Below are 22,914 nucleotides of genomic sequence, written 5' to 3' on the forward strand. Positions count from 1 at the left end.
CACATAAATTACTAAAACGTCTGATCTTGCATGGTAACAATGCCAGCAACAATTGGTGCAAAAGTTTGGATCAAATCAACTGCGGTAGTCTAGAATGGCAGTGCCTTTTAATTCACTATGCAAAGATATCTAAAAGTAATTAGATTATTTTGGAGTACTGCCGTAGCTGCCGAGATGGAGTATCGGATCAACTTTCTTTTGGCAGCTCTCAGTAGCTTGGGTAATCTGGCAGGCAGTTTGTTCGGATTATTCTTGTTTTATGGTCAAGGTTATACCTTCGCTGGCTGGACATGGGAAGCAGCTTTGCTTGTTCTAGGAATTTTTACATTATTGCAAGGTTTTTCTGCTACTTTTCTCGCCCCTAATCTAAATCGCATTGTTCGCCATGTTCAAGAAGGTACTCTCGATTTTGTACTCTTAAAACCTATTCCTAGCCAATTTTGGCTTTCCACCCATACCCTCTCACCGTGGGGATTGCCGGATCTAGTCTTTGGTGGCATACTCATCGGTTATGCAGGTAAACGCCTCGGTTTGGGAATGGATGACTATTTACTCAGTATTATTCCCTTATTTTTTGGCTTGATAATTCTCTACAGTCTTTGGTTTATGCTAGGAGCAACTAGCATCTGGTTTGTCAAAATATACAACGTTACTGAAGTACTGCGGGGTTTGCTGGAAGCTGGAAGGTATCCGATGGTTGCTTATCCTGCTGCATACAGATTTTTCTTTACTTTTATAGTTCCTGTAGCTTTTTTAACAACTATTCCAGCAGAAGCGATGTTGGGTAGAAGTGAAATGACTTGGATGATCAGTGCGGCAGTGCTGGCATTAATCTTATTTTTTGCTTCTACTTGGTTTTGGCGATTTGCCTTGCGATTTTATACTAGTGCTTCGAGTTAGTTAATTTTATTAGGCGATCGCACTTATATCTAATTATCTTCTAAAATAGCGATCGCACTCCTAATTAATATTCTTAGAAAATAAAAACTTGATTTGAAGTCCCTTTTTAATTTTGTTTTTTTATTTTAATTAATCTGCCTGTTAAAGCTTGAGTATTATTGACAATAAGCTCGTGTATTTTATCAGCCTGACCTTGTATAATCTCAGTCTTCCTTACAAATAAGAATCCCTGTATACTGAGTAATAATAACTCTACCTGATCTGACTTATTAAAAAGTGCCGTCATCTTCCCAGATTTCTACAAGTAGTTATATGCTTTAACCACTCATTTCGAGTGACGGCTACCTTTCTACTTCACTACAGTCCTAGCCAAGAAAGAACTATTTGCCACCAAGAAGTAATTGAGGAAGTACTTACCTGCCCTTCTAACTTCATTCTTCTACGAATATCTTGAATTTTCCAGTCAGTTAATTTAGCAAGAGTCTGCGCTTCTTGTTCAAAACGTTTGGCTAAAGAGCGCTTATATTCTCTGCCTGCCTGACATTTGACGTCACCTGTAAAAGGATGTTGCAAGATATAACGTCCCTGGAAATTTTCACGGTTAGAAGTTTCTTGAAACATTAAGTCTTCAGGAAATTTGTCACGCGTATAGCGGACGTGCAAACGAGTGATGAAGATGTTACTAGAAGGAATAATGGAACCGCGAAAAGGCACTTCAGCAGGATTATTATCTAGCCAAAATACACCTGCTTGTTTGAGTTCTTCGCGATTGAGAGGATCAGCAGAACAAGGATCACAACTACTCATATCCCACGCATATTCTAGAAAAGCGACTTTCCGGTCTTCTCTGGTGTATGCTGTTTTAAACATAGATTTGTAAAATCCGCCAAATTCATTTTTGACAAATAGAGGAATATTGGCATCAGAAGGAATTTTCACTGTCCGGTAGTTGGTTAATTCTGCTTGTCCTTGCGGTGAGAGAATATAGACTATCAAATCTTGTTCTAATGTGGAATTTATCATGCCCAAACGAATCGGTAGCATGAACCTAGACGATTTATAAGAAATTTGCAGTGGACGCAAGTACTGATAGCCAGTCTCCTCAAATTTATCTAGGTTAACTTTAGCAACGAAGAATTTCATATTTTGCCGGATATAGGGCTTCAGTAATTGTTTCGCTCCTTTGGGAATTTTGTAACCATTACGAACAAGCCAAGTTTCCAAACCACCAGATTCTTTCGCACTCAAAATCACAATGTCATATTCACCCACGTTGAAACGTGCTTCGACAGTTACGCCCAAATTATCACTGTCTCTTCTAGCTCTTGCCTCATTTCTCGCTGCTGATGGTGCGGCGGCAGATAGAGCTTCCGTCGCTGGGTAAGCTAGGGTACAAGGATCGGAGTCGAAGTATTCTACCAACCTTGGTGCGCTAAAAGTATCCAAACGCTCAATAATATTGGGGTTGCCAACACGAACTTGCTCTTTTTGCAGCACAGTGGGTACAGGTACGACAACTGCAAAATCTTTAGCATTGCCTTGGTAGTCGTTTGCCATCGTCAAGACTGTGCTATCTCCACTACGCGCAATTACTACCTGCGAGGCTTTGTTGTACAGTTTTGTATCAGCTTTGGCAACATAAAAACCGCAAAATGCCCAAGCTGTTGGTGCAAAGCAAAAAATAACTACAAATATCAACAGTGATGAAATTAGGAATTTTAAAGGTTTCATAGGTTAGTAGTCTTAATCATTAGTCAATTGTCATTAGTTAGTGGTTAGTAGGGGAGCGCCCTATCGGGTTTCCCGCGTTGTCGCAACTGGCGTGCGGGTTTTATTGATTAACTTAGGGTTAGAACCGATAATTTATCTTTTAAACTCGCCCGTACAGTGGTTAGTGGTTAGAGTTAGCGGTTATTTGCACACTCTACCCCGCCTCCCCTTGTCTCTCACTCTCCCCTTCCCCAAGTTCCCATCCAAAACGCGGTGCGTGCCAAATAAAATCCAGCAGAATGGTGAATGGGGCGAGGATAAATAATGCCCAGAAAACAGCAGTGGAAACAAAGAAGTAATTCCGCAAAATAAAAGTTAATGTGGCGATCGCTACTGCCCAAATCACACGTCCGATTCTGGAATTAGGAATTGAGCGCGGATCTGTCACCATGAATAATGCAAACAGTAGTAAAGAGCCGCTCATCAAGCGATGCCAGTAGACATCCCAAGTCCAACCTAACCAAAGGTTACGGATCGCTTCCAAACCAGCGCATGCAACCAAAAAAGCCGCTGTAGTATCCCAGCGCCCAATCCGCTTGAGAATTATGCCCCCAGTTCCGACAAATAACAGCCCATACCACCATTCCTCACCCCATTGTCCAGGGGAAACCCAGGCATCGGAAGTTAATACCAAGGCAGAAATGATGCCAAAATTGGCAGGATTGAAAAAATGTTTATCGTCGATTTTGAAAATAAATTTGCTGGCGATCGCTAATACCGCAGCAAAAGCCATTGTTGTGCAATTGTCAGCCCGCAGCAATAAACTAAGTCCTAAAGACGTAATCAAGGGACTACGGAAAGAGGGCATAGGGAGGGGGAGAACGCGGGGATGCGGGAACGCGGGAACGCAAAGACAAGGAGTTGAGGAAGTGATAAGAGTAAATTCTTCCCCATCTTCCCCACTCTCCTCTTGTTGCAGGGCTTCTCTCCACTTATTTATCGATGAGAATATCCATTGGGTTGAGAAACAGGTGGCAAGTGTTACTCCTATAAATTCCGGATGTAACGTCCAATCTCTTGTACCTATACCTAAAATTAAAAACAGAGAAAGAAAAAGTATTTGATAGTCTCGTGTATCTTGGAACAGCATTACCCGTAAAAACAGGGTTTACCCTGAGATATGTTCTAATTTAGGTGGGTAAAGACAATAACTGTGTCACTGTTACAGAATTTGTTACAAGAGAAGGTAGAGGGCAGGAAGAAATTAGGACAAGGGGACAAGGAGACACGGGGACGCAAAGAAGAATTCTTCCCTATCCTCCCCATCTTCCCTATCTCCCTCATCTCCTGCCCTTAAGAACAATCTATTCATACAGCAGTAAAGTTTAAGATGCAGTTTTATCCTCTATTTCCGGTTTTGCACCCTATCCTCAAACCCCGCTTTCCCGATTGTCTTTGGGAAGGCGATCGCAATTCTAAATTGATTGCCTTGTCGTTTGATGATGGGCCTCATCCTCAATACACGCCGCAACTATTAAAAGTTTTAGACCGTTACAACATTACAGCAAATTTCTTTTGGTTGGGTGCTTGTGTCAACCGTTCGCCAGAGATAGCAAAAGATATATGCGATCGTGGACACTGGATCGGATTGCACGGTTACGATCATCGCAATTTTCCCATGCTTACTCCTAATGACTTAAAACAAAGCTTAGAAAAAACTCAAGTTGCTATCTATCAAGCCTGTAACCTGGAACCTCAACAAGTACGTGATGTCCGTCCCCCCAACGGTTTATTTACACCCAAAACTCTGAATTTTCTGCATCAATGGGATTATCGAACAGTAATGTGGAGTGTTGTACCAGAAGATTGGGTAAGACCAGGAGTGACAGCTGTTGTGCAGCGTGTACTTAAGAATATAAATAATGGCTCTATTATTGTGTTACACGATGGAGTTTGTGGTGGAGAAGATGTAGCCGAAATTGCACAAGTTCTTATTCCCATACTCCTGCAACAAGGGTATCAATTTGTAACTATAGATACTCTTTGGCAGCAACTCAAGGGGACAAATGGACGCGGGGACAAGAAGGCAAAGTGACACGGAGTATTAATGTGTAGCAAAATTTTAGAGAATTGGTATTAATTGCTTCCCTAAAATTTAACAACGCCATGCTTCGATAACTTTGAGAAATCATCTGGAAATTTGCGATCGCCCACTCTACTGACTTTTACTTGAGGTAATGCTTGGGCTGGTGTATCTATGTCAGAAGGCGATCGCGCCCATTCTTGGTTAACAACGGCAACAATCGCAGCAATATTAGTATTTGATTACTTATTGAGAACTATTATTGTTAATCTATATATTCATGTAAAATGATAATAACTTTTGATAACCATACTATTTATTATCAACCCTTTATTTATGACTATCACCCTGACCGAAGCAGAAGCAGAAGAACTATGGGAAGAAGTACAACAAAACAGTATATGTAAATCTGCGTTGCCATCCATTGAATCTTGGTGTGAAATGCCCAGGCAACTGGGTAAAGGTTATTTACAATTTATTGAAGTGTATCCCGAAGTTTGGCTGAGAATAGAGGAATCTCAATACCATAATGATGTCATCGTTCAAGTGCCTCAATCGCAGCATCCCTTGCAATTTGGTGCTGTCTTCCCACGGACAAAAGGTGATTTTAGGCAAGTAAGAAAAGGAGATACATTTATTTCTGGTGGGGGAATTCAACGGGCTAATAATTTTTTCTGCCCCAAATTTCAAAAAACGGTTATTGTTGAGATTTTTATGCCACCGGAATTACTGGCAACCTTTTTTCCTGGGCAGGATGGAGAAATTCCCCCGGAATTGAAAATCTTTGATAGGGGTAACGACTGGCAGACATTAGCTTTTCCAGAAGCGACAACCGCCATCCAGTCAGTAACACAGCAAATCGTCAATTGTCCTTATCAAGGAATCAGTAAGCGAATATATTTGCAAGGGAAAATAGTAGAATTAATGGCACTGCAACTTGCACCCATTCTGGCAGAAAAGGGAAAAACGCAACCATACCCAGGTTTACGTAAAGAAACCATCGATTGTATTTATCAAGCCAAGGAAATCTTACTCTCCCGTCTGGAAAATCCGCCATCATCATGGGATTTAGCACAAACCGTGGGAGTGAGTGAAAGAACCCTCCGCAGGGGATTTCAGGAGTTATTTCAGACAACTGTTTTTGGATATTTAACTAGCCAAAGAATGGAAAAAGCTAAGAATTTATTGCGTTCTGGGAAAGTGACTGTGACAGAAGTGGCAATGATTGTAGGTTATTCCAACACTTCTCACTTTGGCGCTGCCTTCAAACGTCAATTTGGCATTACTCCTAGAGATTGCTTGGTGGGTAAATTGTCCGTTTTGCGATAGTGTTTGCCGTTTCAGAGTTGTTTTTGCTGCTAACTCTCTTCTATACTCACCATCAACCAAGTTAGTAATTTTTCGCATTAATTGTTGATTTAGTTATCCAATAATCAACTTAGATTTGAGCTACGTACATTTGTTGGGTTGGTGCGTGAGGAGTATAGATAGGGAGTGATTATGAAGCGTTGCGACTGGTTTGCAAGTGTGAGTTTGTGGTTTTTCGTCGGTTTTTCGAGTGTAGTCATCGCCGCACAACCGGGATGGACACAGGAAAAAAGACCAAACATTCCCCAAATAAGCGAAGTAGAGCTTCCCGAAACCAGTGCGCAAATGTTGGTACAACAACCAACACCAACCAACCCAACCCCAGAGGAAGTTGTCGCAATTACGGGAGTAAAAGCTAACCCCACTGAGCAGGGTGTGGAGGTAATTTTAGAGACAACTCAAGGAGAGCAACTGCAAGTCACAAATCGCAGTATGGCGAATAATTTTATTGCCGATATATCTGGTGGGCAACTGCGTTTACCTTCAGGTGAAGCTTTTACGTTTCGCTCGGAAAAACCAATTTCGGGAATTACGCAGATAACAGTTATGAATATTAATGCAAATACTGTACGAGTGACGGTAGTGGGTGAGAAGGCTTTGCCCACGGTTGAGCTATTTGATGATAATGTCGGGCTAGTTTTTGGTATAACTTCCCAGGCAACGGCACAAAACCCCACCCCGCCTACGGCACCCCTGCCTTCACCAAGGGAAGAGGAAGGGGAAGAATCAGAGAAACCCACAGCGCAACAGGATGAGCCAATTGAGTTGGTGGTGACGGGGGAGCAAGATGGGTATCGCGTACCAGACACTTCAGTGGGAACAAGAACTGACACACCTTTACGAGACATTCCTCAATCGATTCAAGTTGTTCCGCAACAAGTGCTGCGCGATCGGAATGCTAGAAGGATTACAGACGGATTGGAAAACGTTAGCGGTGTCACCTCAATTGGGTATGGAAATAATGCAGGTAGAGATTATTTCACTATCCGAGGCTTCGAATCTTATGGCGCTCTAGTAGACGGAATCCCTGAAGGAACTATATCTAATGATGGTGGCTTTGTTAATGTGGAAAGACTAGAAGTATTGAAGGGTCCAGCCTCGGTTTTGTATGGAGATGGTGGCTTAGGGGGTGGTATTGGTGGAACAATTAACTTTGTGACGAAAAAACCACTAGGCGATCCGTTTTACGAAATTAACGCAACGATTGGGAGTTTTAATGATTATCAGGGGAAAGTCGATTTCTCTGGCCCGTTAAATGATGCTAAAACAGCTCTCTACCGCTTCAATGCTAGTTATCGGGATGCTGGAAGTTTCATTGACTTTAACGATGTGACACTGCTCTCCATTGCTCCTGCTTTGAGCTTTAACCTGGGTAAAGATACAGACCTAGTTATGGATGGTTACGTTAACTTTTGGGATAAAGAATCACAGACACCTGCCGGATTGCCGGCTATAGGTAGTGTGCTGCCAAATCCCAATGGAAAAATACGTCGTAGCTTTAATCCAACAGGACCGCAATCAGACTATCAAATCATCAATAGCAGAGTAGGGTATAGTTTAGAGCATCGATTTAGTGACAACTGGAGGTTGCGAAATGCATTTCGTTATCAATTTGCTGAAGAAGACAATCAGAGAAGTCCTCAGTTTTATCCTACTGGCCTAGAGGCTGATAATCGCACACTAAATCGAGGATTTTATGCAGGGAACACAATTGCCACTAACTACTATCTAGATACCAACTTACTAGGCAGATTCGGTACTGGTTCCATCGATCATCAACTTCTATTTGGCTTTAGTTTGAATCGAAGTACACTTGAATATAATTATGAGTACGGTTCTGCCGCCCCAGTAGATATTTTCGATCCAGTTTATGACCAAAGTGTTGTTTTTACTGAACCCAATGAGCGTCTTCTCCAAACTAGAAATATCCTCGGTATCTACCTTCAAGATCAGATTACCCTAGCAGAAAACTTGAAGCTTCTGCTAGGGGGAAGAGTAGATATATTTAGCAATCACAGCACAAATCGACTGATAGACGAAGAAACGAGCCAATCAGGCACCGCATTTAGCCCACGGTTGGGGATAGTCTATCAACCGATCCCACCGATTTCCCTTTATGCCAGTTATTCTCAGGCTTTTACGCCAACCATTGGCAGATCCGCTAGCGGAGAAACATTCCAACCAGGACGGGGGACGCAGTATGAAGTCGGGATCAAAGCTGACTTAAACAGCAAACTTTCTACGACCCTCGCCTTCTACGATTTGACCCGCACCAATGTAACGACAGCCGATCCTGATAATCCTAACTTTTCGATTCAAACTGGAGAACAAAACAGTCGAGGCATTGAGCTAGATATTGGTGGCGAAATTCTACCAGGATGGAATATTATTGCAGGCTATGCCTACACCGATGCCAAAGTCACGAAAGATAACACGTTTCCAGTGGGCAATCGATTATTTGGTACTCCCGAACACTCATTCAACCTATGGACAACCTACAGAATCCAAACAGGAGATTTGCGCGGACTGGGAGTTGGTTTAGGCTTCTACTATGTTGGTGAAGTCAAAGCAGATTTGGCGAATACTTTCGAGATACCCAGTTGGTTGCGTACAGATGCTGCAATTTTCTATGAACGAGATCAGTTTCGCGCTGCCCTGAATTTCCGTAATCTCTTTGATGTGGAGTATTATGCAAGTCGATCTGGATCTGGGAGCACTGTTACTGTAGGTGAACCTTTCACCATTCAGGGAACAATTTCATGGCAGTTCTAAAGTGTTAGAAGCAGAAATTAACGAGTGTGATGAAAAAGCAGCCATACCGCCTAATTAAGCCATTTTTACTAATGGCTCTTTCCTTACTTTTAATTACTGCTTGTTATCAACCGATTATCCAAAAATCTGATCTCTCCCCGAAGCCTTCTGTTGAATGTCGAATTATTCAGCACAAATCCGGCAAAACCTGTGTTCCACTGAAGTCACAGCGTATTATTGCATTAGAACCTGAGAGTGTACTCGATCCCATGCTCGCTCTCGGTATAAAGCCAATTGGATATGCGGCTTATAACAGTAAAGGGGGGGAATATCTTCCTGCTATATCCTCTGATGAGATTACAGGAGCTACGAATGTTGGGAGTCCGTATCAACCTTCATTAGAAAAAATTTTGATGCTCAAACCTGACTTGATTTTGGCAGCAGATTACGGGAACTCTCGTGAAATATATGAGTTGTTATCAGCGATCGCACCTACTGTTTCAGTCCCTGTGATCAAAAATTATCTACATCTAACTTCTTGTTAAAACATAACACGAGGAATTACTAGCACTGATTGGGATCTATGCAAGTTTGTGGCATATACAGTCAGTATTTCATTAATACTTGTATTTAACTATAGTTGGCTGAAAAGAAGTTTGTCTTATATTACACAAGTTATACCAGCGCTGAAAGATTTTCTTGAGAGTAGCTGTACTTATGTATACTTTAGATGCATTGAAATTAAAATTAAATACTCAAGGTTATCGTCTCACTCCTCAACGTTTAATAATTTGTCAAATTTTTCAGAATTTACCAACTAGTCATCCTTTAAGTGCAGAGGAACTGCACCAGTTACTAACAGAGCGTGGGGAACGAATGAATTTGAGTACGGTATATCGCAATCTCAAATTTATGATGCAATTGGGAATTGTGCGGGAAGTTAATTTAGCACAAACACGTAAATATTATGAACTTAACACTACCCTTTGTAATCACCACCATCTTGTTTGTGTTCAATGCCACCAAGTGATAAAGTTTATCAATTCTTCTATCATCCAAGCTGGATTGAGGGAAGCAAACAAACATGGAATGCAAATGCTTGACTGTCAACTTACTCTTCATACCATCTGTGTTGAAGCAAGAGAGATGGGATGGCCTTCATCTATATCTAGTGATTGGAGATGTCCCAAATCTATTGCAAAAAGGGAAGCCAATAGTTTCAATCATCAAAATCTGAAGCCAAAAACCAGTATCAACAAAAAACTGTTACGGCGAATCGAGTTGAGAGGAGAACGTATTATAGTTTTTACACCAAAAGATGAGATAGAAAATTATCAACATCAAGCAAAGTCGATTACTGGATGGCGCTTATCTAGAGAACATAAATACTGGTATTTCCCTTTAGAAAAAGCACCGGAGGTACTAAAGCTGTTTCAAGGATACGAAATTGACCCAGAAATAACAGCTATTCTTGCCCTTACCAAAGAGTAGCAAGTTAATGATGGTGACTATAATACATGAACTACCCCACCGTATAGATGGATGGGGAATTCGGCCGAATCCGTTAAAATTTGATTGTAGGCTCTATTGGTGGCAAAAGTTCAAGCTGGTAATAAGGATTTGCAAGCTCTATCTCCAGACTGTTGAAACTGATGCAAGATTTGAAGATGAGTATTTGACCTATGACTTTAAAAGCCTCTTTGATTTTTAATCCATCTTCGGGTCGAGGCGACCCAGTTGAACAATTAGTAACAATTAGAAAAATTTTAGAGCCTACTATTAACTTAGATATTTACCCTATTCACAATCAAGAAGTTGGAGCTGCTCAGTTAGTTCGCACAGCTATTGCAGAGGGTGTATCCATGATTCTTGTCGCTGGAGGTGATGGCACCATTTCAGCGGTTGCAGAAGCCTTAATTAATACCGAAATTCCTTTAGGTATAATTCCCACAGGAACTGCCAATTCTTTTGCTAGAGCTTTGGGTATTTCCAATGATATTGTAGTTGCCTGCCAAACCATTTTAACGGGCGTAAATAGAAGCGTAGATATAGCACTGTGCAATGGCAAACCAATGGTATTACTTGCAGGTATTGGCTATGAGGCGGGAAGTATTGAGCAAGCAAAGCGCCGCCTAAAAAAGCTTTTTGGAGTTTTGGCATACATTCAAGGCGGAATCAAGGAATTTTGGCATTTAAAGGCCTTTGAAACTCAAATTGAGACAGAAAATCAAACTATTAGTTTGTCATCTGTAGCTGTTACTATCGCTAATGCTGCTCCTGTAACTTCTTTTCTGGCTCATGGAGCGGCAGATGTAATTCTGGATGATGGATTACTAGATGTCACAATCGTTTCCACTGCCAATCGAACCAATGCCTTATTTGCTGCTTACCATCTTCTGATCACAGGTTTTATTGGTAAGGCTACTAACCGTAACGATATTAAGTACTTGCGGGCAAAATCTGTAAAGGTTAGAACTGAACCTCCACAAAAAGTAGTTTTAGACGGTAATTTAATTGAAACTACTCCAGTTGAAGTGAATTGCATCTCAAGAGGTTTAAATGTCGTAGTGCCTAGTCAATAGGGAATTGGGAAGAAGAGGACACGGGGATGCGGGGACGCAGGGATGCGGGGATGCGGAGAAAGATTTCCCCCCTCCTCTTCTTTGTCTCTAGTCCCCAGCCCCTAGCTCCTAGTCCCTATTCTCCAGTTCCTTCTCATTATTCAGTCACATTTGCTTGTTAGGTTATCTCTGCTATCACTTTTTTTCTATTGGTGCTAATAGAGGTTAAAACTTGATACCTAAATAGGATGAAAAGGAGCTGCTGTGACTGGACAAACTCCCCCTTCATATCAAATGACTGGCTCCCGACGTGAGTTACAGGAGCTAGTGCAAGCACAATTGGAAACATTGCTGACTCAAGAGAACTATGAAGGAGCAAAGGCTTTGCTGGTTCCTGTTCAACCAGTAGATATTGCTGAAGTGATTGGCAACTTACCTGAGGCGATGCAGGCGATCGCTTTTCGTTTGCTTTCTAAAGAAGAGGCGATCGAGGTGTATGAATATCTTGATTCCAATGTACAGCAAGCACTGCTGGAAGAATTTAAGCGTCAAGATGTGTTGGATATTGTTGATCGGATGTCACCCGATGATCGAGCGCGGCTATTCGACGAACTACCAGCAAAAGTAGTCCGGCAACTCTTACAACAACTCACTCCTGCCGAACGCGATGCAACTGCCCTGCTTTTGGGTTACAAGCCCAATACTGCGGGGCGGATCATGACGCCAGAATACTTGTCATTAAAAGAAAATATGACCGTTACTCAGGCTTTAGAACGAATTCGCAGCCTGGCAGACGTAAGTGAAATGATTTATTACCTCTATGTCACAGATGATGCTCGTCGCCTGAGTGGAACTCTTTCATTGCGAGATTTGATCAAGGCGCAACCAGAGGAATTTATTGGTAATATCATGACTAGAGATGTCGTATATATTCATACTGATACTGATCAAGAGGAAGTTGCCCATACTATTCAGCGGTATGATTTTGTTGCACTACCTGTCGTGGATACTGAGAAAAGATTAGTAGGTATTGTTACTGTTGATGATGTTCTCGATATTTTAGAACAAGAAACTACTGAGGATATATATGCCTTGGGAGGTCTTGAATCTGGTGCTGACAACTATTTTCAAACTAATTTATTCACAGTTGCTCGTAGACGGGTATCGTGGCTGCTGATTCTTTTATTAACTAATACCCTTACCAGCGCAGTCATCCGTAATCAAGAAGATGTTTTAGAACAGGTAGTAACCCTGGCTGCGTTTATTCCATTGTTGATTGATACCGGCGGTAATGTGGGAGCGCAGTCTTCCACAGTAGTGATTCGGGGTTTAAATACGCAGGAAATACGTACGCGAGAGACTTTGAACGTCATTCGCAAAGAGGCGATCGCTGGTGCTTTGTTAGGGGTAATGTTAGGTGTAGTAGTTACGGTATGGGCTTTCATCCTTCAAGGGAACTTAGCAGTCGCAATTGCTGTAGGCATAAGTTTATTTGCGATTTCGCTGATTGCTTCACTATCGGGTGCTGCCTTACCTTTTTTGTTTCATTCTTTGAAATTAGATCCTGCATTGATGTCGGCTCCTTTTATTACCACTGCTGTTGATGTCTTGGGAGTTCTAATTTATCTGAATGTCGCCAGATGGATTTTAAGATTGTAACTACAAATAAAGTTAAGTAGTGAGTCAGTCTGGTGGACGGGTTCCCCGGCATAAAGGAACTGCGTAGACGCCTGAAAGGCGGCTTCCCCGAAGGGTTAGTTGTTCTCTCCTCATCCTCCCCTCTCCTTATCTTTCTGTTCTCCGTTTCCTATTCCCTACCTATCACTTTTTAATCACATTTGCGCTTAATCATAATTAAGTGTAAGTATACAAACTCTGTTTGCAGATATCTCTGCAATCAATTTCCAGAAGTAATTATCTTGCCCATGAACCTTGAGTTGATGAAGCTAATGTTGAGTTAATGCTCGACGTTAGCTACAACTTCTAGCAATTCAATCATCCATTGAGCTTAACTAATTACGAGGTTACAATCATGTACCAAAAAATTTTTCTGCCCTTGGTGATAGCTGCAACAATCATTGTGCCATCAATTCCGAAATTGGTGCAAGCACAAACGCAAACACAAACTACCAGAATTGGTGACTTAGGAAGCCCTCAAGGCATCACCATATCTGGAAAGGTTCAGAGCATAGTTGGTAATGATTTCATCCTTGATGATGGTAGTGGGCAAGTTATTGTTGATGCTGGGCCGCGCTGGTGGCGTGAAATTAACCTAAAACAAGGTGAACAAGTTACCGTTATAGGTGAACTAGGTAGATCTGGTGAGTTTGATGCTTTTAGAATTACCAGAGCAGATAGATCTGTAATCGAAATTCGTTCACCTGAAGGCCCACCACCTTGGGCAGGTGGCCCAAATCGAGCCAAGCCCAAGAAATAGTAACAGTTCTGTAGGGTGTAGGGAAAAGAAGAGGACAAGGGGAGAAGACGTGAGTCACAATCCTTCCCCGTATCCCCTTGTCCTAATTTCCGTCTGCTGCCTTTGTTGGTCAACGCGTACATCCAGGGTATAAATATTATTTCTTGATGTTTTTTGAAAAAATATCAAAACCATGATCTTCAGACAAATTCTACTATTACTTATTACGGTCATTAGTACTGTATTTGGTTCTGTTGGATGCACCTTGGAACGCAATTTTGAAGCAGAGGCACAAGCACCAGTTTCTGTCATTAAAACTCAAAAAAAGCGGGCAAATGTACCTTATGTGCCAACACCACAACGAGTGGTAGAAGCTATGCTAGAACTAGCACAAGTTAACAGTAATGATGTGATTTATGATTTGGGTAGTGGTGATGGGCGAATTCCCATTACTGCTGTCAAGAAATATAATGTTCGTCGTGCTGTGGGCGTGGAAATTAATCCTCGTCTTGTACAAGAAAGCCGTACTAATGCTCAAAAAATAGGAGTGAGCGATCGCGTCGAGTTTAAACAACAAGACTTATTTCAAACTAATTTCAGAGATGCCACTGTAGTCACACTCTATTTATTACCAAATCTCAATTTAAGATTGCGACCAAAACTATTAAAAGAACTAAAACCAGGCACTCGTATTGTTTCTCACAGCTTTGATATGGGCAACTGGAAACCACAACAGGTAGTAAGGATACGTGGTAGAACTCTTTATTTATGGGTTGTTCCGGAGCAAATTCCTCCAAATTTAACCTCATAGGCAGAAATTTAATTTTCCATCAGACAGATGAATGACTCAATAAAGATGAAATAAACTACTCAAAGTGAATCGATTAAATCAAAAATAGTGATCTCAATATTTAGTATCAAAGTAATGACTATGAAGATTAGAAAGTTTGCCAGCTTGGCGACAGGTATTATACTACTACCAGTCTTTGCAGCCTGTACACCTAACGAAACTGCCCAAGTCTCTCCAACACCAACTCCACCTGCTACTGATGTCACACAACCGCCGACTCCAACAACACCTCCTGCTACTCCTGGTACAACTGCGAATAAAGATATTCCAGATGTGATCGACGATCATCCCTCATTAAACACACTTGAGAAACTGATTGATGAAGCAGATTTAGAAGATAAGCTAGATGATACTGGCCCCTTCACGATATTTGCACCATCAGATCAAGCATTCGCGGCTCTTCCAGAAGCAACTCGGCAAAAACTACTCCAACCACAAAACCGTGAGGTTCTCAGACAGATATTGACTTATCATGTCGTTCCTGGAAATCTAAGAGCTAACCAACTTCAGTCTGGAGATATAAAAACTCTTGGTGTTAACCCACTAACCATTCAGGTTGAGCAAGCAACAAACCAGGTTCAAGTTAATAATGCTCGTGTCATTCAGCCAGATATTCCAGCCAGTAACGGTGTTATTCATATAATTGATCAAGTACTTTTACCTCCAGATTTGAAGTTATAAACCAAAAAGGAAAAGTGCAATGAAAGGATTGAAAGGCAAGAATGCTCTAATTACTGGAGCAAGTTCAGGAATTGGACAAGCGATCGCCATTCGTCTTGCCCAAGAAGGTTGCAACATCGCCATAAATTACCGCAAAAGTCCAGAGGGTGCCGAAGAAACCGAAGATATGGCAATGCAAAAGGCGTGTGGCGATATCGAAAATTGCGGTGTTAAGTCTCTACTAGTTCAAGGTGATGTTTCCAATGAAGAAGACATCATCAGCATGGTAAACACTGTAATTGAAAAATTCGGCAGTTTAGATATTTTGGTTAACAATGCCGGGATTCAAATTGAAAGTCCCTCTCACGAAATTCCAACTAGCGAGTTCGATCAAGTACTGGCAGTAAACCTCCGCGGTTCTTACCTGTGCGCCCGTGAAACTATTAAGCACCTACTTGCTCAGAATCGTTCAGGGGTAATTATCAATGTTTCCAGTGTTCATGAAATTATACCCAGACCAATGTATGTCAGCTATTCCATCAGTAAAGGAGGCATGGAAAATCTGACCAAAACTCTAGCACTGGAATACGCCAACCGAGGTATTCGTGTTAATGCCATCGCACCAGGTGCGACAATTACACCTATCAATGAAGCTTGGACTGATGACCCTGAAAAGAAGGCTGTTGTAGAAAGTCACATTCCAATGGGGCGTGCTGGTACTTCCGAAGAAATGGCAGCAGCAGTAGCATTTTTAGCATCAGATGAAGCGGCATACATCACTGGACAAACCCTGTTTATCGACGGTGGGCTAACGCTGTATGCAGACTTCCGAGAAGCTTGGTCAGCTTGAGGAGTAATTTTTTTGACATATTTGACATAATATTACTGCCAGTAAAAGCGCCATAGCAGAGTGTTTGCTGAACTAGAATTTCAACTTAAATTTCAATATCTTTATTTGCGAGCGATCGCATAGCTTACCGTAGGCATTCGCTGCTAGTGGCAAGCTCATACTTAATTTTTCGCTCAGTAATTTAATCACACAAAGAATTTGTGAAATCCTCTGTTTCCTAGCCCTTGCCTTATCTACATCTTTTAAATCTCTCGCTTCGTTGCTATGGCGCCAGAGAATTGATTCTCTGGCTCACAGCTAAAGTATACCGAAGTAGACTCAACAAAAATTTCAGTCCTAGAAGTGGACTTATGCTATTAGCCCAGTAGACGCCGGAGGCGGCTTCCCGCAGGGTACTCTAGTTCTGAGCGAAATAACACCAGAGCGCGATACTTCGATGATTCCAAAAATGGAGTCAAGAAAAAGCCCCTAGTTCCTATTTCCAGGAGAATTATGAACTTATTTTCCATTGATGAATTAGCAATTTTAACTGCACAATCAAATCACACTTGTGTTTCTATCTATATGCCGACTTATAAAATGTCGGCAGAGACACTACAAAACCCAATTCGTTTTAAAAATTTAATCCGGGAAGCTGAGGAGAAGTTAGTAGAGAGTGGACTTCGTCCTCAAGATGTCAGAGACTTGTTGCAGCCAGCCCAAGACTTAGATGAATACGAGTTTTGGCAGCACCAAAGCGATGGACTAGCAATGTTCATTTCTAACAACTTTTTTAGTTACTACTGTGTACCTATTGATTTTCAAGAATTAGTCGTTGTTACTGACCGTTTTCATCTTAAACCTTTAATGTCCTTGCTTACAGGTGATGGACTGTTTTATATCCTAGCGCTGAGTCAAAATCAGGTGAGATTATTTCAAAGTACTCGCTACAGTGTGAGTGAAGTAGAGTTAGAAAACGTACCTACCAGTATTGCTGAGGCACTAAAGTACGACGATCCCGAAAAAAGTTTCCAGTTCCACACAGGTACATCCCAAGGTGGTGGTGGCGATCGCGCTGCTATATTTCACGGGCATGGTGCTGGTAACGACGACAGGAAAGACAACCTGCTGCGCTACTTCCGCAAGGTAGATGACGGCTTGCAAGAGTTGCTAAAAAATCAGCGATCGCCTCTGGTTTTAGCAGGCGTTGACTATCTTCTACCTATCTACAAGCAAGCCAACTCCTATCCCAATCTCATTGATGAAGGCATCACTGGCAACCCAGACGAACTCAAAGCAGAGGAATTACACGCGCAGGCATGGCAGATTGTACAGCCTTACTTTGAAGAAGCACAGCAGGAAGCAATTGCTAGCTATCAAGCTTTACTAGGAACAGGAAAAACTGCTAGTAGCATTCAGGAAGTAGTTACTGCTGCCTACTACCAAAGAGTAGAGTCTGTATTTGTACCAGTTGGACAACAAAAGTGGGGACATTTTAATCCCAATACAAATCGGGTACAAGTACATCCCGAACAAGAAACAGGTGACGAAGACTTGATGGATTTTGCTGCGCTGCATACACTTCTTAATGGTGGTACAGTCTTTGCTGTCACTCCAGAGCAAGTACCAGGAGATAAACCAATAGCTGCCATATTGCGTTACTAAAGTATGGTGGTTACTCGATTAACTCGTAAACAACGCAGATTTACTGCGTTGATGGTAGTAGTAGTATTCACAAACATATTACTACTACCCCTTGGGAGGGGATTAACACAGGAAGTACCACCTATACCCGTTACACCCCAACTCCCTGAAACTGAGACACTCTCACCAGATGGATTGTTCTTTGCTGATATAGTCGTTAGAGGACAGCCCATATTTCAAGTTGGTAGTGTTGGAGATGTTAGTGCTATACAACGAGCACAAATTATTAACCGTCGCATCGCAGGTATTTTGGCACAACCTCAAATTGGTAGAGATGTTATTGTTGTGCCAGATCCATCGCGCGGCATCGTTACTTTACAAGTGAGCAATCGGGTTTTAATGACTGTTACCCAACAAGATGCTCAAGATTTTAACTTGCCAGTCGAAGCGCTTGCCCAGCAGTGGGCTTCTCAATTAAACCAGGCATTTGAGCAACCACCCTTAGCAATTGATGTCGGACAACGTCTATTTGTTACTGTGCGTCAGTTCCAGCGAGATAGCATAGACAACCTACCATCTTTTTTGGGTGCACTGTTAGCTGTGATTGCAACTTGGATAATTGCTATTAGTGTACGCCGTCTTACCCTATTTGGCTCGCGACAGTGGGAAGTAGATCACAACTCAAAAATCTTGGTAAGTCGCTTGGTATACGGCATTATATGGGTAATAGGTACAATTGTTGCTTTGGGAGTCTTGGGACTTGACTTTACCACCTTGCTGGGAACACTAGGTTTAACGAGTGTTGCAATTGGCTTTAGTTTACGTGATATTTTAAGTAACTACTTTTCTGGCATTATTCTGCTTGCCTCTCGTCCATTTCGATTAGGAGATCAGATTGTCATTAAAGAAATTGAAGGTACTGTTACTCAAATTCAACTGCGAGCTACAACAATAAAAACCTACGATGGGCGTGTTGTCTATATTCCTAATCAAGAAGTTTTTAGCGCCATTATTACCAATAATACATCTTCTACCATTCGTCGTAATTCAATTATGGTCGGTATTGGTTATAGTGCAGATATTACAACCGCCAAACAAATTATTAACGATGCTGTTTTACAAGTTAGAGGAGTTGAAGCAGAACCAAAACCAGAAGTTTTAATCCGAGAGTTGGCTGCAAGTACAGTCAATATAGAAGTGCGATGTTGGGTGAACTCCCGTAGATTACCTTTTTTAGAAACTACTTCTTTGATTGCTCAAGCAATTAAAGAGGCATTACAGCAGGCAAAAATTGAAATGCCAACTGAAATTTATACAATAAAATTTCGCAATCAACTACCAAGGAATAATCACCATCAAATTAATTCAGAATTCTCTAAATAAATTTATATTGTGAATTTTTAATTCTAAAATATGTCGATTTTGAGAAAAGTTTGGCGACTGTTAAAAGAAATAGCTTCTGAATGGCAATTTCATGAAGTATCACTTTTAGCTTCTTCTTTAGCTTATTTCACGGTATTCTCCCTCGCTCCATTAATGGTCATAATCATTATGATTGTGGGAACAATTTATGGAGAAAGTGCAGCAAAAGAACAGCTTATTAGTCAACTATCTGGGCTGGTAGGTGAGGAAGGTGCAGAATTAATTGCAACAGCAATAGCTAATTTTAGAGCCGATGCTACAGGAGGAACATTTCGGCTTTTATTTAATCTTAGCTTTTTGATATTTGGCGCTACTGGAGTTTTTACACAAATTCAAGATGCATTGGATAGAATTTGGGAGGTAAAGGCAGATCCAAAAAGGCATCTCCTACATTTTATACGTAAACGCCTATTATCTTTTGCGATGGTATTGGTCATTGCATTATTGTTACTACTTTCTTTTATCAGTAATACAATATTAATAGCATTAGTTAATTTTTTGAATGAATTAGTTCCCGGTTTTGGTTATTTGTGGCAAATTATTAGCTTTTTGGTTTCTTTTGGAACAACAACACTGATATTTGTCCTAATGTATACCATTCTCCCCGATGTTGAAATTGCCTGGCGTGATACTGTTGTTGGTGCAGCCATTACCGCACTTCTGTTTCTAGCCGGACAATTTTTCTTCAGATTATTTCTCAGTCAAACTAATTTTGGCTCTGCCTATGGAGTAGCAGGTTCCTTTGTAATCATAATTACTTGGATATTTTATGCTGCTCACATTCTCTTTTTAGGAGCAGAATTTACCAAGGTTTACGCTAAACAGCGCGGCTCTCCTATCGTACCGTCTGATTATGCTGTACATATTTCGCATGAGCAACAGCGATCGCAAAAAACTTCCCAAAGAAACCGTCACCACAGGTAGAAGAATTTTCTCAACTTACTGATGAAATATATAAATAAACCAACCACTACTAACGACGATTTTAGATTAACTTTATTTGTAAATTAATTTAAACTATTTATGAATGAAACAAATGAGCCAAACATAAACAAATTCTGGGAGCAATTGAGCAATGCCAAGCTAGTTCGCTATGTGTTACTGTTTGCTCTTGGCTGGGCAATTGTCCAGGTTTTGGCTTATTTTGAACAAGTGCTGGTAATTTTTATATTTGCCGCAATTATAGCGTTTTTACTAAATTATCCTGTTAAGTGGATTGAGCGTTTTTTACCTCACCCGATCGCAGTTATTATTGTTTTTTTATTGAGCTTATTAATTTTGGTAGGTTTGATAGCTACGCTAGGTTTTTCTATCTTATCTCAAGCCCAACAGTTGGTGGATCAAGCCCCACAATTTATAGAGGTTGTAATTTCCCAGTTAGAACAATTACAAAACCTTCTAAGTAAATGGAATTTTCAAGTAGACTTTAATGCTTTTGAAGAAGAATTACGCAATCAAGCTTTAGCGATGATTGGAACTGGCTTTACTACAGTTCAAGTTATATTAACTAACTTGATTGATTTAATTATAATAGCTGTTGTAGCTTTTTTCATGTTACTAGATGGTAAGAGAATCTGGAAATTAATTCTAAAAATTTTCCCAGTTCATAGCCGTGAAAAAATAACTGTAGCAATTCAACGCAATTTTTTAGGTTTCTTTTGGGGACGATTACTATTATCTATATTCTTTGGAGTTTCAACATTTATTATATTTATAATTTTGCAATTACCTTATGCTTTAATTTTGGCTGCAATTGCAGGTGTATTTGATTTAATTCCTGGAATCGGAGCCACAATTGGAATTACTCTTGTTTGTCTAATTATCTTACCTCAAGGAATTTGGTTAAGCCTACAAGTATTAGTAGGTTGTATTTTGCTCCAGCAGGTAGAAGAAAATTTACTCATGCCACGAATTATGCAAGGTTCAATCAATATGAATCCAGTGTTTATGTTTTTTGCATTATTAGTTGGAGCAAGAGTTGCAGGGTTAGTAGGAGTGTTTTTATCAATTCCGATTGCGGGAGTGTTGATTAGCCTGTTTGATGTAGAAGAAATCCAAGGACAGCATTAGCTAGCCAAGCTTGAGTAGAGGCAAAAATATTCCTAAAGAGAGATATATATTCCTAAATTGTGATTGTGAATTAAGTAATCACTTTCCAGTCACATTTGCTTGTCATGCTCAAATTATAAGCTGCCTTTATTTTGTAATTTATTTATCCTACCGAGATAGCCTTATGGAATTGCAGGATATCTTTCATTGGATTTATGTTGCTCTAATGGCAATTGGAGCATTACATTTTTGGTCATTAAGTCGTAATCCACGTGGTGTTCCTCAACATGAGTATCTTGTAGCTATATTTATCCCAATTTGGTCAGGACTCGCTTACATGGCAATGGCTTTAGACCAAGGTAAAATAGAAGCTGCGGGGCAAGTTGCACATTATGCTCGCTACGTTGATTGGATTGTCACTACACCGTTACTGTTGCTGGCTCTCTCCTGGACAGCAATGCAATATATTCGCAAAGATTGGACACTCATCGGCTTTTTGATGAGTACTCAGGTAGTTGTGATTACGAGTGGGCTGATTGCGGATTTATCGGAACGAAATTGGGTGAGGTATCTGTGGTATATCTGTGGAGTTTTCGCCTTTCTCATTGTTCTTTGGGGTATTTGGGTGCCATTGCGTGCTAAGACTAAAACCCAAGGTCTGGAATTATCAAACTTATACAACAAACTTGTCACTTACTTTACAGTACTTTGGATTGGCTATCCTATTGTCTGGATTATAGGGCCTAGTGGTTTTGGCTGGATAAATCAGACTATAGATACTTTTTTGTTTTGCGTACTTCCCTTTTTCTCTAAGGTAGGATTTAGTTTTCTAGATTTACACGGCTTGCGTAATCTTCAAGGTTCTACGCATCAGACGACTGGCGATCGCTTTGCAGATAATACTTTATATTTTTTGGGGGCGATCACTGATTTAGGGAAACCGCAACAAAAACATTCTCAGCACAGAGTCCGATATTAATTGAGAGATATTAAACAAGTCAGTCAATAGCTCATCTATAAAGGGAACTTATCACTCTTGAGCAATGACAAATAATATATAGCACCATGATTGATGACTAATGACTACTTTCCGAAAGTATTGGATTGCTAAGGTAGCTGGGATAGCGATCGCACTTTTTATAACAGGATGCGAACAAGCACTCGAATATTTACCACCCTTGCCAAGAGTGGAAATACCAACAAAGCAGCCCTCAAAGCCCTCAATTCCTGTCCAAACCGCTAAAACTGCAGAAATCGAGGCAGGAGTGCGCCAAAGCATTAATCAAGTACGTGAACAGAACGGACTTAAGCCTCTCCAAAATAACGAAAGGTTAGCAGATGTTGCCCGGAACTACAGCCGACAAATGGCAGAAAAAAACTTTTTTAGTCATACAGGAGCTGATGGCAGCACTGTGGAGACGCGAGTACGTGCTGGCGGCATTTCTTACTGGGTGGTAGGGGAGAATCTGTTTAAAGGTAGAAATATTTCCCAACCAGTAGAAATATCGGTTGATGGTTGGTTGAAAAGCCCAGGACATCGGGCGAATATCATGCGTTCATACTTTACGGAAACAGGTGTGGGAGTTTGGCGAGATGGAAACACCTACTATATTACACAGTTATTTTTACGACGTTAGTAGGGACAATATCTCAAAGTTAGCTGTTGCCATG

At 40.9% G+C, this 22,914-nt stretch carries 20 protein-coding genes; 18 read left to right on the forward strand and 2 right to left on the reverse strand.

The window, feature by feature from the left end; translation table 11 throughout:
• The first annotated feature begins 117 nt into the window (after positions 1-117).
• Positions 118-900, forward strand: coding sequence for an ABC transporter permease (locus U2718_RS31375; RefSeq protein WP_341996509.1), 783 nt, complete (start codon positions 118-120; stop codon positions 898-900).
• A gap of 357 nt (positions 901-1,257) precedes the next feature.
• Here the strand turns inward: U2718_RS31375 and U2718_RS31380 are convergent, their stop codons facing one another.
• Both U2718_RS31380 and U2718_RS31385 read right to left on the reverse strand, forming a co-directional pair.
• Positions 1,258-2,631 carry a DUF2330 domain-containing protein gene (locus U2718_RS31380; protein WP_341996511.1) on the reverse strand — a complete coding sequence of 458 codons (1,374 nt, stop codon included), beginning with the start codon at positions 2,629-2,631 and terminating at the stop codon, positions 1,258-1,260.
• Positions 2,632-2,824: 193 nt separating this feature from the next.
• Positions 2,825-3,760, reverse strand: a complete 936-nt coding sequence (locus U2718_RS31385; protein WP_341996513.1) for an RnfABCDGE type electron transport complex subunit D — start codon at positions 3,758-3,760, stop codon at positions 2,825-2,827.
• 240 nt (positions 3,761-4,000) lie between these two features.
• On the opposite strand from U2718_RS31385, the gene U2718_RS31390 reads away from it, so the two are divergent.
• The 17 genes from U2718_RS31390 (at position 4,001) to U2718_RS31470 (ending at position 22,880) form a co-directional block, all read left to right on the forward strand.
• Positions 4,001-4,705: a polysaccharide deacetylase family protein gene (locus U2718_RS31390; protein WP_341996515.1), complete on the forward strand. Its 705-nt coding sequence runs from the start codon at positions 4,001-4,003 to the stop codon at positions 4,703-4,705.
• 324 nt (positions 4,706-5,029) lie between these two features.
• On the forward strand, positions 5,030-6,022 hold the full coding sequence (locus U2718_RS31395) for an AraC family transcriptional regulator (RefSeq protein WP_341996517.1): 993 nt from the start codon (positions 5,030-5,032) through the stop codon (positions 6,020-6,022).
• Positions 6,023-6,193: 171 nt separating this feature from the next.
• Positions 6,194-8,833, forward strand: coding sequence for a TonB-dependent siderophore receptor (locus tag U2718_RS31400; RefSeq protein ID WP_341996519.1), 2,640 nt, complete (start codon positions 6,194-6,196; stop codon positions 8,831-8,833).
• Positions 8,834-8,862: 29 nt separating this feature from the next.
• Positions 8,863-9,357, forward strand: a complete 495-nt coding sequence (locus U2718_RS31405) for an ABC transporter substrate-binding protein (protein WP_341996521.1) — start codon at positions 8,863-8,865, stop codon at positions 9,355-9,357.
• A gap of 172 nt (positions 9,358-9,529) precedes the next feature.
• Complete coding sequence (locus tag U2718_RS31410) at positions 9,530-10,303, forward strand: transcriptional repressor (RefSeq protein ID WP_341996523.1); 774 nt, start codon at positions 9,530-9,532, stop codon at positions 10,301-10,303.
• Positions 10,304-10,494: 191 nt separating this feature from the next.
• Positions 10,495-11,394: a YegS/Rv2252/BmrU family lipid kinase gene (locus U2718_RS31415; RefSeq protein WP_341996525.1), complete on the forward strand. Its 900-nt coding sequence runs from the start codon at positions 10,495-10,497 to the stop codon at positions 11,392-11,394.
• A gap of 273 nt (positions 11,395-11,667) precedes the next feature.
• Positions 11,668-13,032 (forward strand): magnesium transporter, encoded by a 1,365-nt coding sequence (gene mgtE / locus U2718_RS31420; RefSeq protein WP_341996839.1) that lies wholly within the window; start codon positions 11,668-11,670, stop codon positions 13,030-13,032.
• 373 nt (positions 13,033-13,405) lie between these two features.
• Entirely contained in the window at positions 13,406-13,810 is a 405-nt protein-coding gene (locus U2718_RS31425; RefSeq protein WP_341996527.1) for a DNA-binding protein, read from the forward strand.
• Positions 13,811-13,982: 172 nt separating this feature from the next.
• Positions 13,983-14,600 carry a class I SAM-dependent methyltransferase gene (locus tag U2718_RS31430; protein WP_341996529.1) on the forward strand — a complete coding sequence of 206 codons (618 nt, stop codon included), beginning with the start codon at positions 13,983-13,985 and terminating at the stop codon, positions 14,598-14,600.
• A 120-nt stretch (positions 14,601-14,720) separates the two neighbouring features.
• Positions 14,721-15,320: a fasciclin domain-containing protein gene (locus U2718_RS31435; RefSeq protein ID WP_341996531.1), complete on the forward strand. Its 600-nt coding sequence runs from the start codon at positions 14,721-14,723 to the stop codon at positions 15,318-15,320.
• Positions 15,321-15,339: 19 nt separating this feature from the next.
• Entirely contained in the window at positions 15,340-16,149 is an 810-nt protein-coding gene (locus U2718_RS31440) for an SDR family oxidoreductase (RefSeq protein ID WP_341996533.1), read from the forward strand.
• Between the two features lie 492 nt (positions 16,150-16,641).
• Positions 16,642-17,793, forward strand: coding sequence for a hypothetical protein (locus U2718_RS31445; protein ID WP_341996535.1), 1,152 nt, complete (start codon positions 16,642-16,644; stop codon positions 17,791-17,793).
• Positions 17,794-17,796: 3 nt separating this feature from the next.
• Entirely contained in the window at positions 17,797-19,155 is a 1,359-nt protein-coding gene (locus tag U2718_RS31450) for a mechanosensitive ion channel family protein (protein ID WP_341996537.1), read from the forward strand.
• A gap of 30 nt (positions 19,156-19,185) precedes the next feature.
• Entirely contained in the window at positions 19,186-20,118 is a 933-nt protein-coding gene (locus tag U2718_RS31455) for a YihY/virulence factor BrkB family protein (RefSeq protein WP_341996539.1), read from the forward strand.
• A 99-nt stretch (positions 20,119-20,217) separates the two neighbouring features.
• Positions 20,218-21,264, forward strand: a complete 1,047-nt coding sequence (locus U2718_RS31460) for an AI-2E family transporter (protein WP_341996541.1) — start codon at positions 20,218-20,220, stop codon at positions 21,262-21,264.
• 163 nt (positions 21,265-21,427) lie between these two features.
• Complete coding sequence (locus tag U2718_RS31465; RefSeq protein ID WP_341996543.1) at positions 21,428-22,222, forward strand: bacteriorhodopsin; 795 nt, start codon at positions 21,428-21,430, stop codon at positions 22,220-22,222.
• A gap of 100 nt (positions 22,223-22,322) precedes the next feature.
• The gene (locus U2718_RS31470) at positions 22,323-22,880 is read left to right on the forward strand and encodes a CAP domain-containing protein (protein ID WP_341996545.1); all 558 of its coding nucleotides are present in this window, start codon (positions 22,323-22,325) and stop codon (positions 22,878-22,880) included.
• Positions 22,881-22,914: the final 34 nt, after the last annotated feature.

Origin of the sequence: Chlorogloeopsis sp. ULAP02, from assembly GCF_038404745.2 — a bacterium.
Taxonomy (GTDB): domain Bacteria; phylum Cyanobacteriota; class Cyanobacteriia; order Cyanobacteriales; family Nostocaceae; genus Chlorogloeopsis.

Bases quoted from the DNA above. Each gene is read 5' to 3' on its own strand.
- U2718_RS31375 (WP_341996509.1), top strand. From the start codon at position 118: ATGCAAAGATATCTAAAAGTAATTAGATTATTTTGGAGTACTGCCGTA.
- U2718_RS31380 (WP_341996511.1), bottom strand. From the start codon at position 2,631: ATGAAACCTTTAAAATTCCTAATTTCATCACTGTTGATATTTGTAGTT.
- U2718_RS31385 (WP_341996513.1), bottom strand. From the start codon at position 3,760: ATGCTGTTCCAAGATACACGAGACTATCAAATACTTTTTCTTTCTCTG.
- U2718_RS31390 (WP_341996515.1), top strand. From the start codon at position 4,001: ATGCAGTTTTATCCTCTATTTCCGGTTTTGCACCCTATCCTCAAACCC.
- U2718_RS31395 (WP_341996517.1), top strand. From the start codon at position 5,030: ATGACTATCACCCTGACCGAAGCAGAAGCAGAAGAACTATGGGAAGAA.
- U2718_RS31400 (WP_341996519.1), top strand. From the start codon at position 6,194: ATGAAGCGTTGCGACTGGTTTGCAAGTGTGAGTTTGTGGTTTTTCGTC.
- U2718_RS31405 (WP_341996521.1), top strand. From the start codon at position 8,863: ATGAAAAAGCAGCCATACCGCCTAATTAAGCCATTTTTACTAATGGCT.
- U2718_RS31410 (WP_341996523.1), top strand. From the start codon at position 9,530: ATGTATACTTTAGATGCATTGAAATTAAAATTAAATACTCAAGGTTAT.
- U2718_RS31415 (WP_341996525.1), top strand. From the start codon at position 10,495: ATGACTTTAAAAGCCTCTTTGATTTTTAATCCATCTTCGGGTCGAGGC.
- mgtE (WP_341996839.1), top strand. From the start codon at position 11,668: ATGACTGGCTCCCGACGTGAGTTACAGGAGCTAGTGCAAGCACAATTG.
- U2718_RS31425 (WP_341996527.1), top strand. From the start codon at position 13,406: ATGTACCAAAAAATTTTTCTGCCCTTGGTGATAGCTGCAACAATCATT.
- U2718_RS31430 (WP_341996529.1), top strand. From the start codon at position 13,983: ATGATCTTCAGACAAATTCTACTATTACTTATTACGGTCATTAGTACT.
- U2718_RS31435 (WP_341996531.1), top strand. From the start codon at position 14,721: ATGAAGATTAGAAAGTTTGCCAGCTTGGCGACAGGTATTATACTACTA.
- U2718_RS31440 (WP_341996533.1), top strand. From the start codon at position 15,340: ATGAAAGGATTGAAAGGCAAGAATGCTCTAATTACTGGAGCAAGTTCA.
- U2718_RS31445 (WP_341996535.1), top strand. From the start codon at position 16,642: ATGAACTTATTTTCCATTGATGAATTAGCAATTTTAACTGCACAATCA.
- U2718_RS31450 (WP_341996537.1), top strand. From the start codon at position 17,797: ATGGTGGTTACTCGATTAACTCGTAAACAACGCAGATTTACTGCGTTG.
- U2718_RS31455 (WP_341996539.1), top strand. From the start codon at position 19,186: ATGTCGATTTTGAGAAAAGTTTGGCGACTGTTAAAAGAAATAGCTTCT.
- U2718_RS31460 (WP_341996541.1), top strand. From the start codon at position 20,218: ATGAATGAAACAAATGAGCCAAACATAAACAAATTCTGGGAGCAATTG.
- U2718_RS31465 (WP_341996543.1), top strand. From the start codon at position 21,428: ATGGAATTGCAGGATATCTTTCATTGGATTTATGTTGCTCTAATGGCA.
- U2718_RS31470 (WP_341996545.1), top strand. From the start codon at position 22,323: ATGACTACTTTCCGAAAGTATTGGATTGCTAAGGTAGCTGGGATAGCG.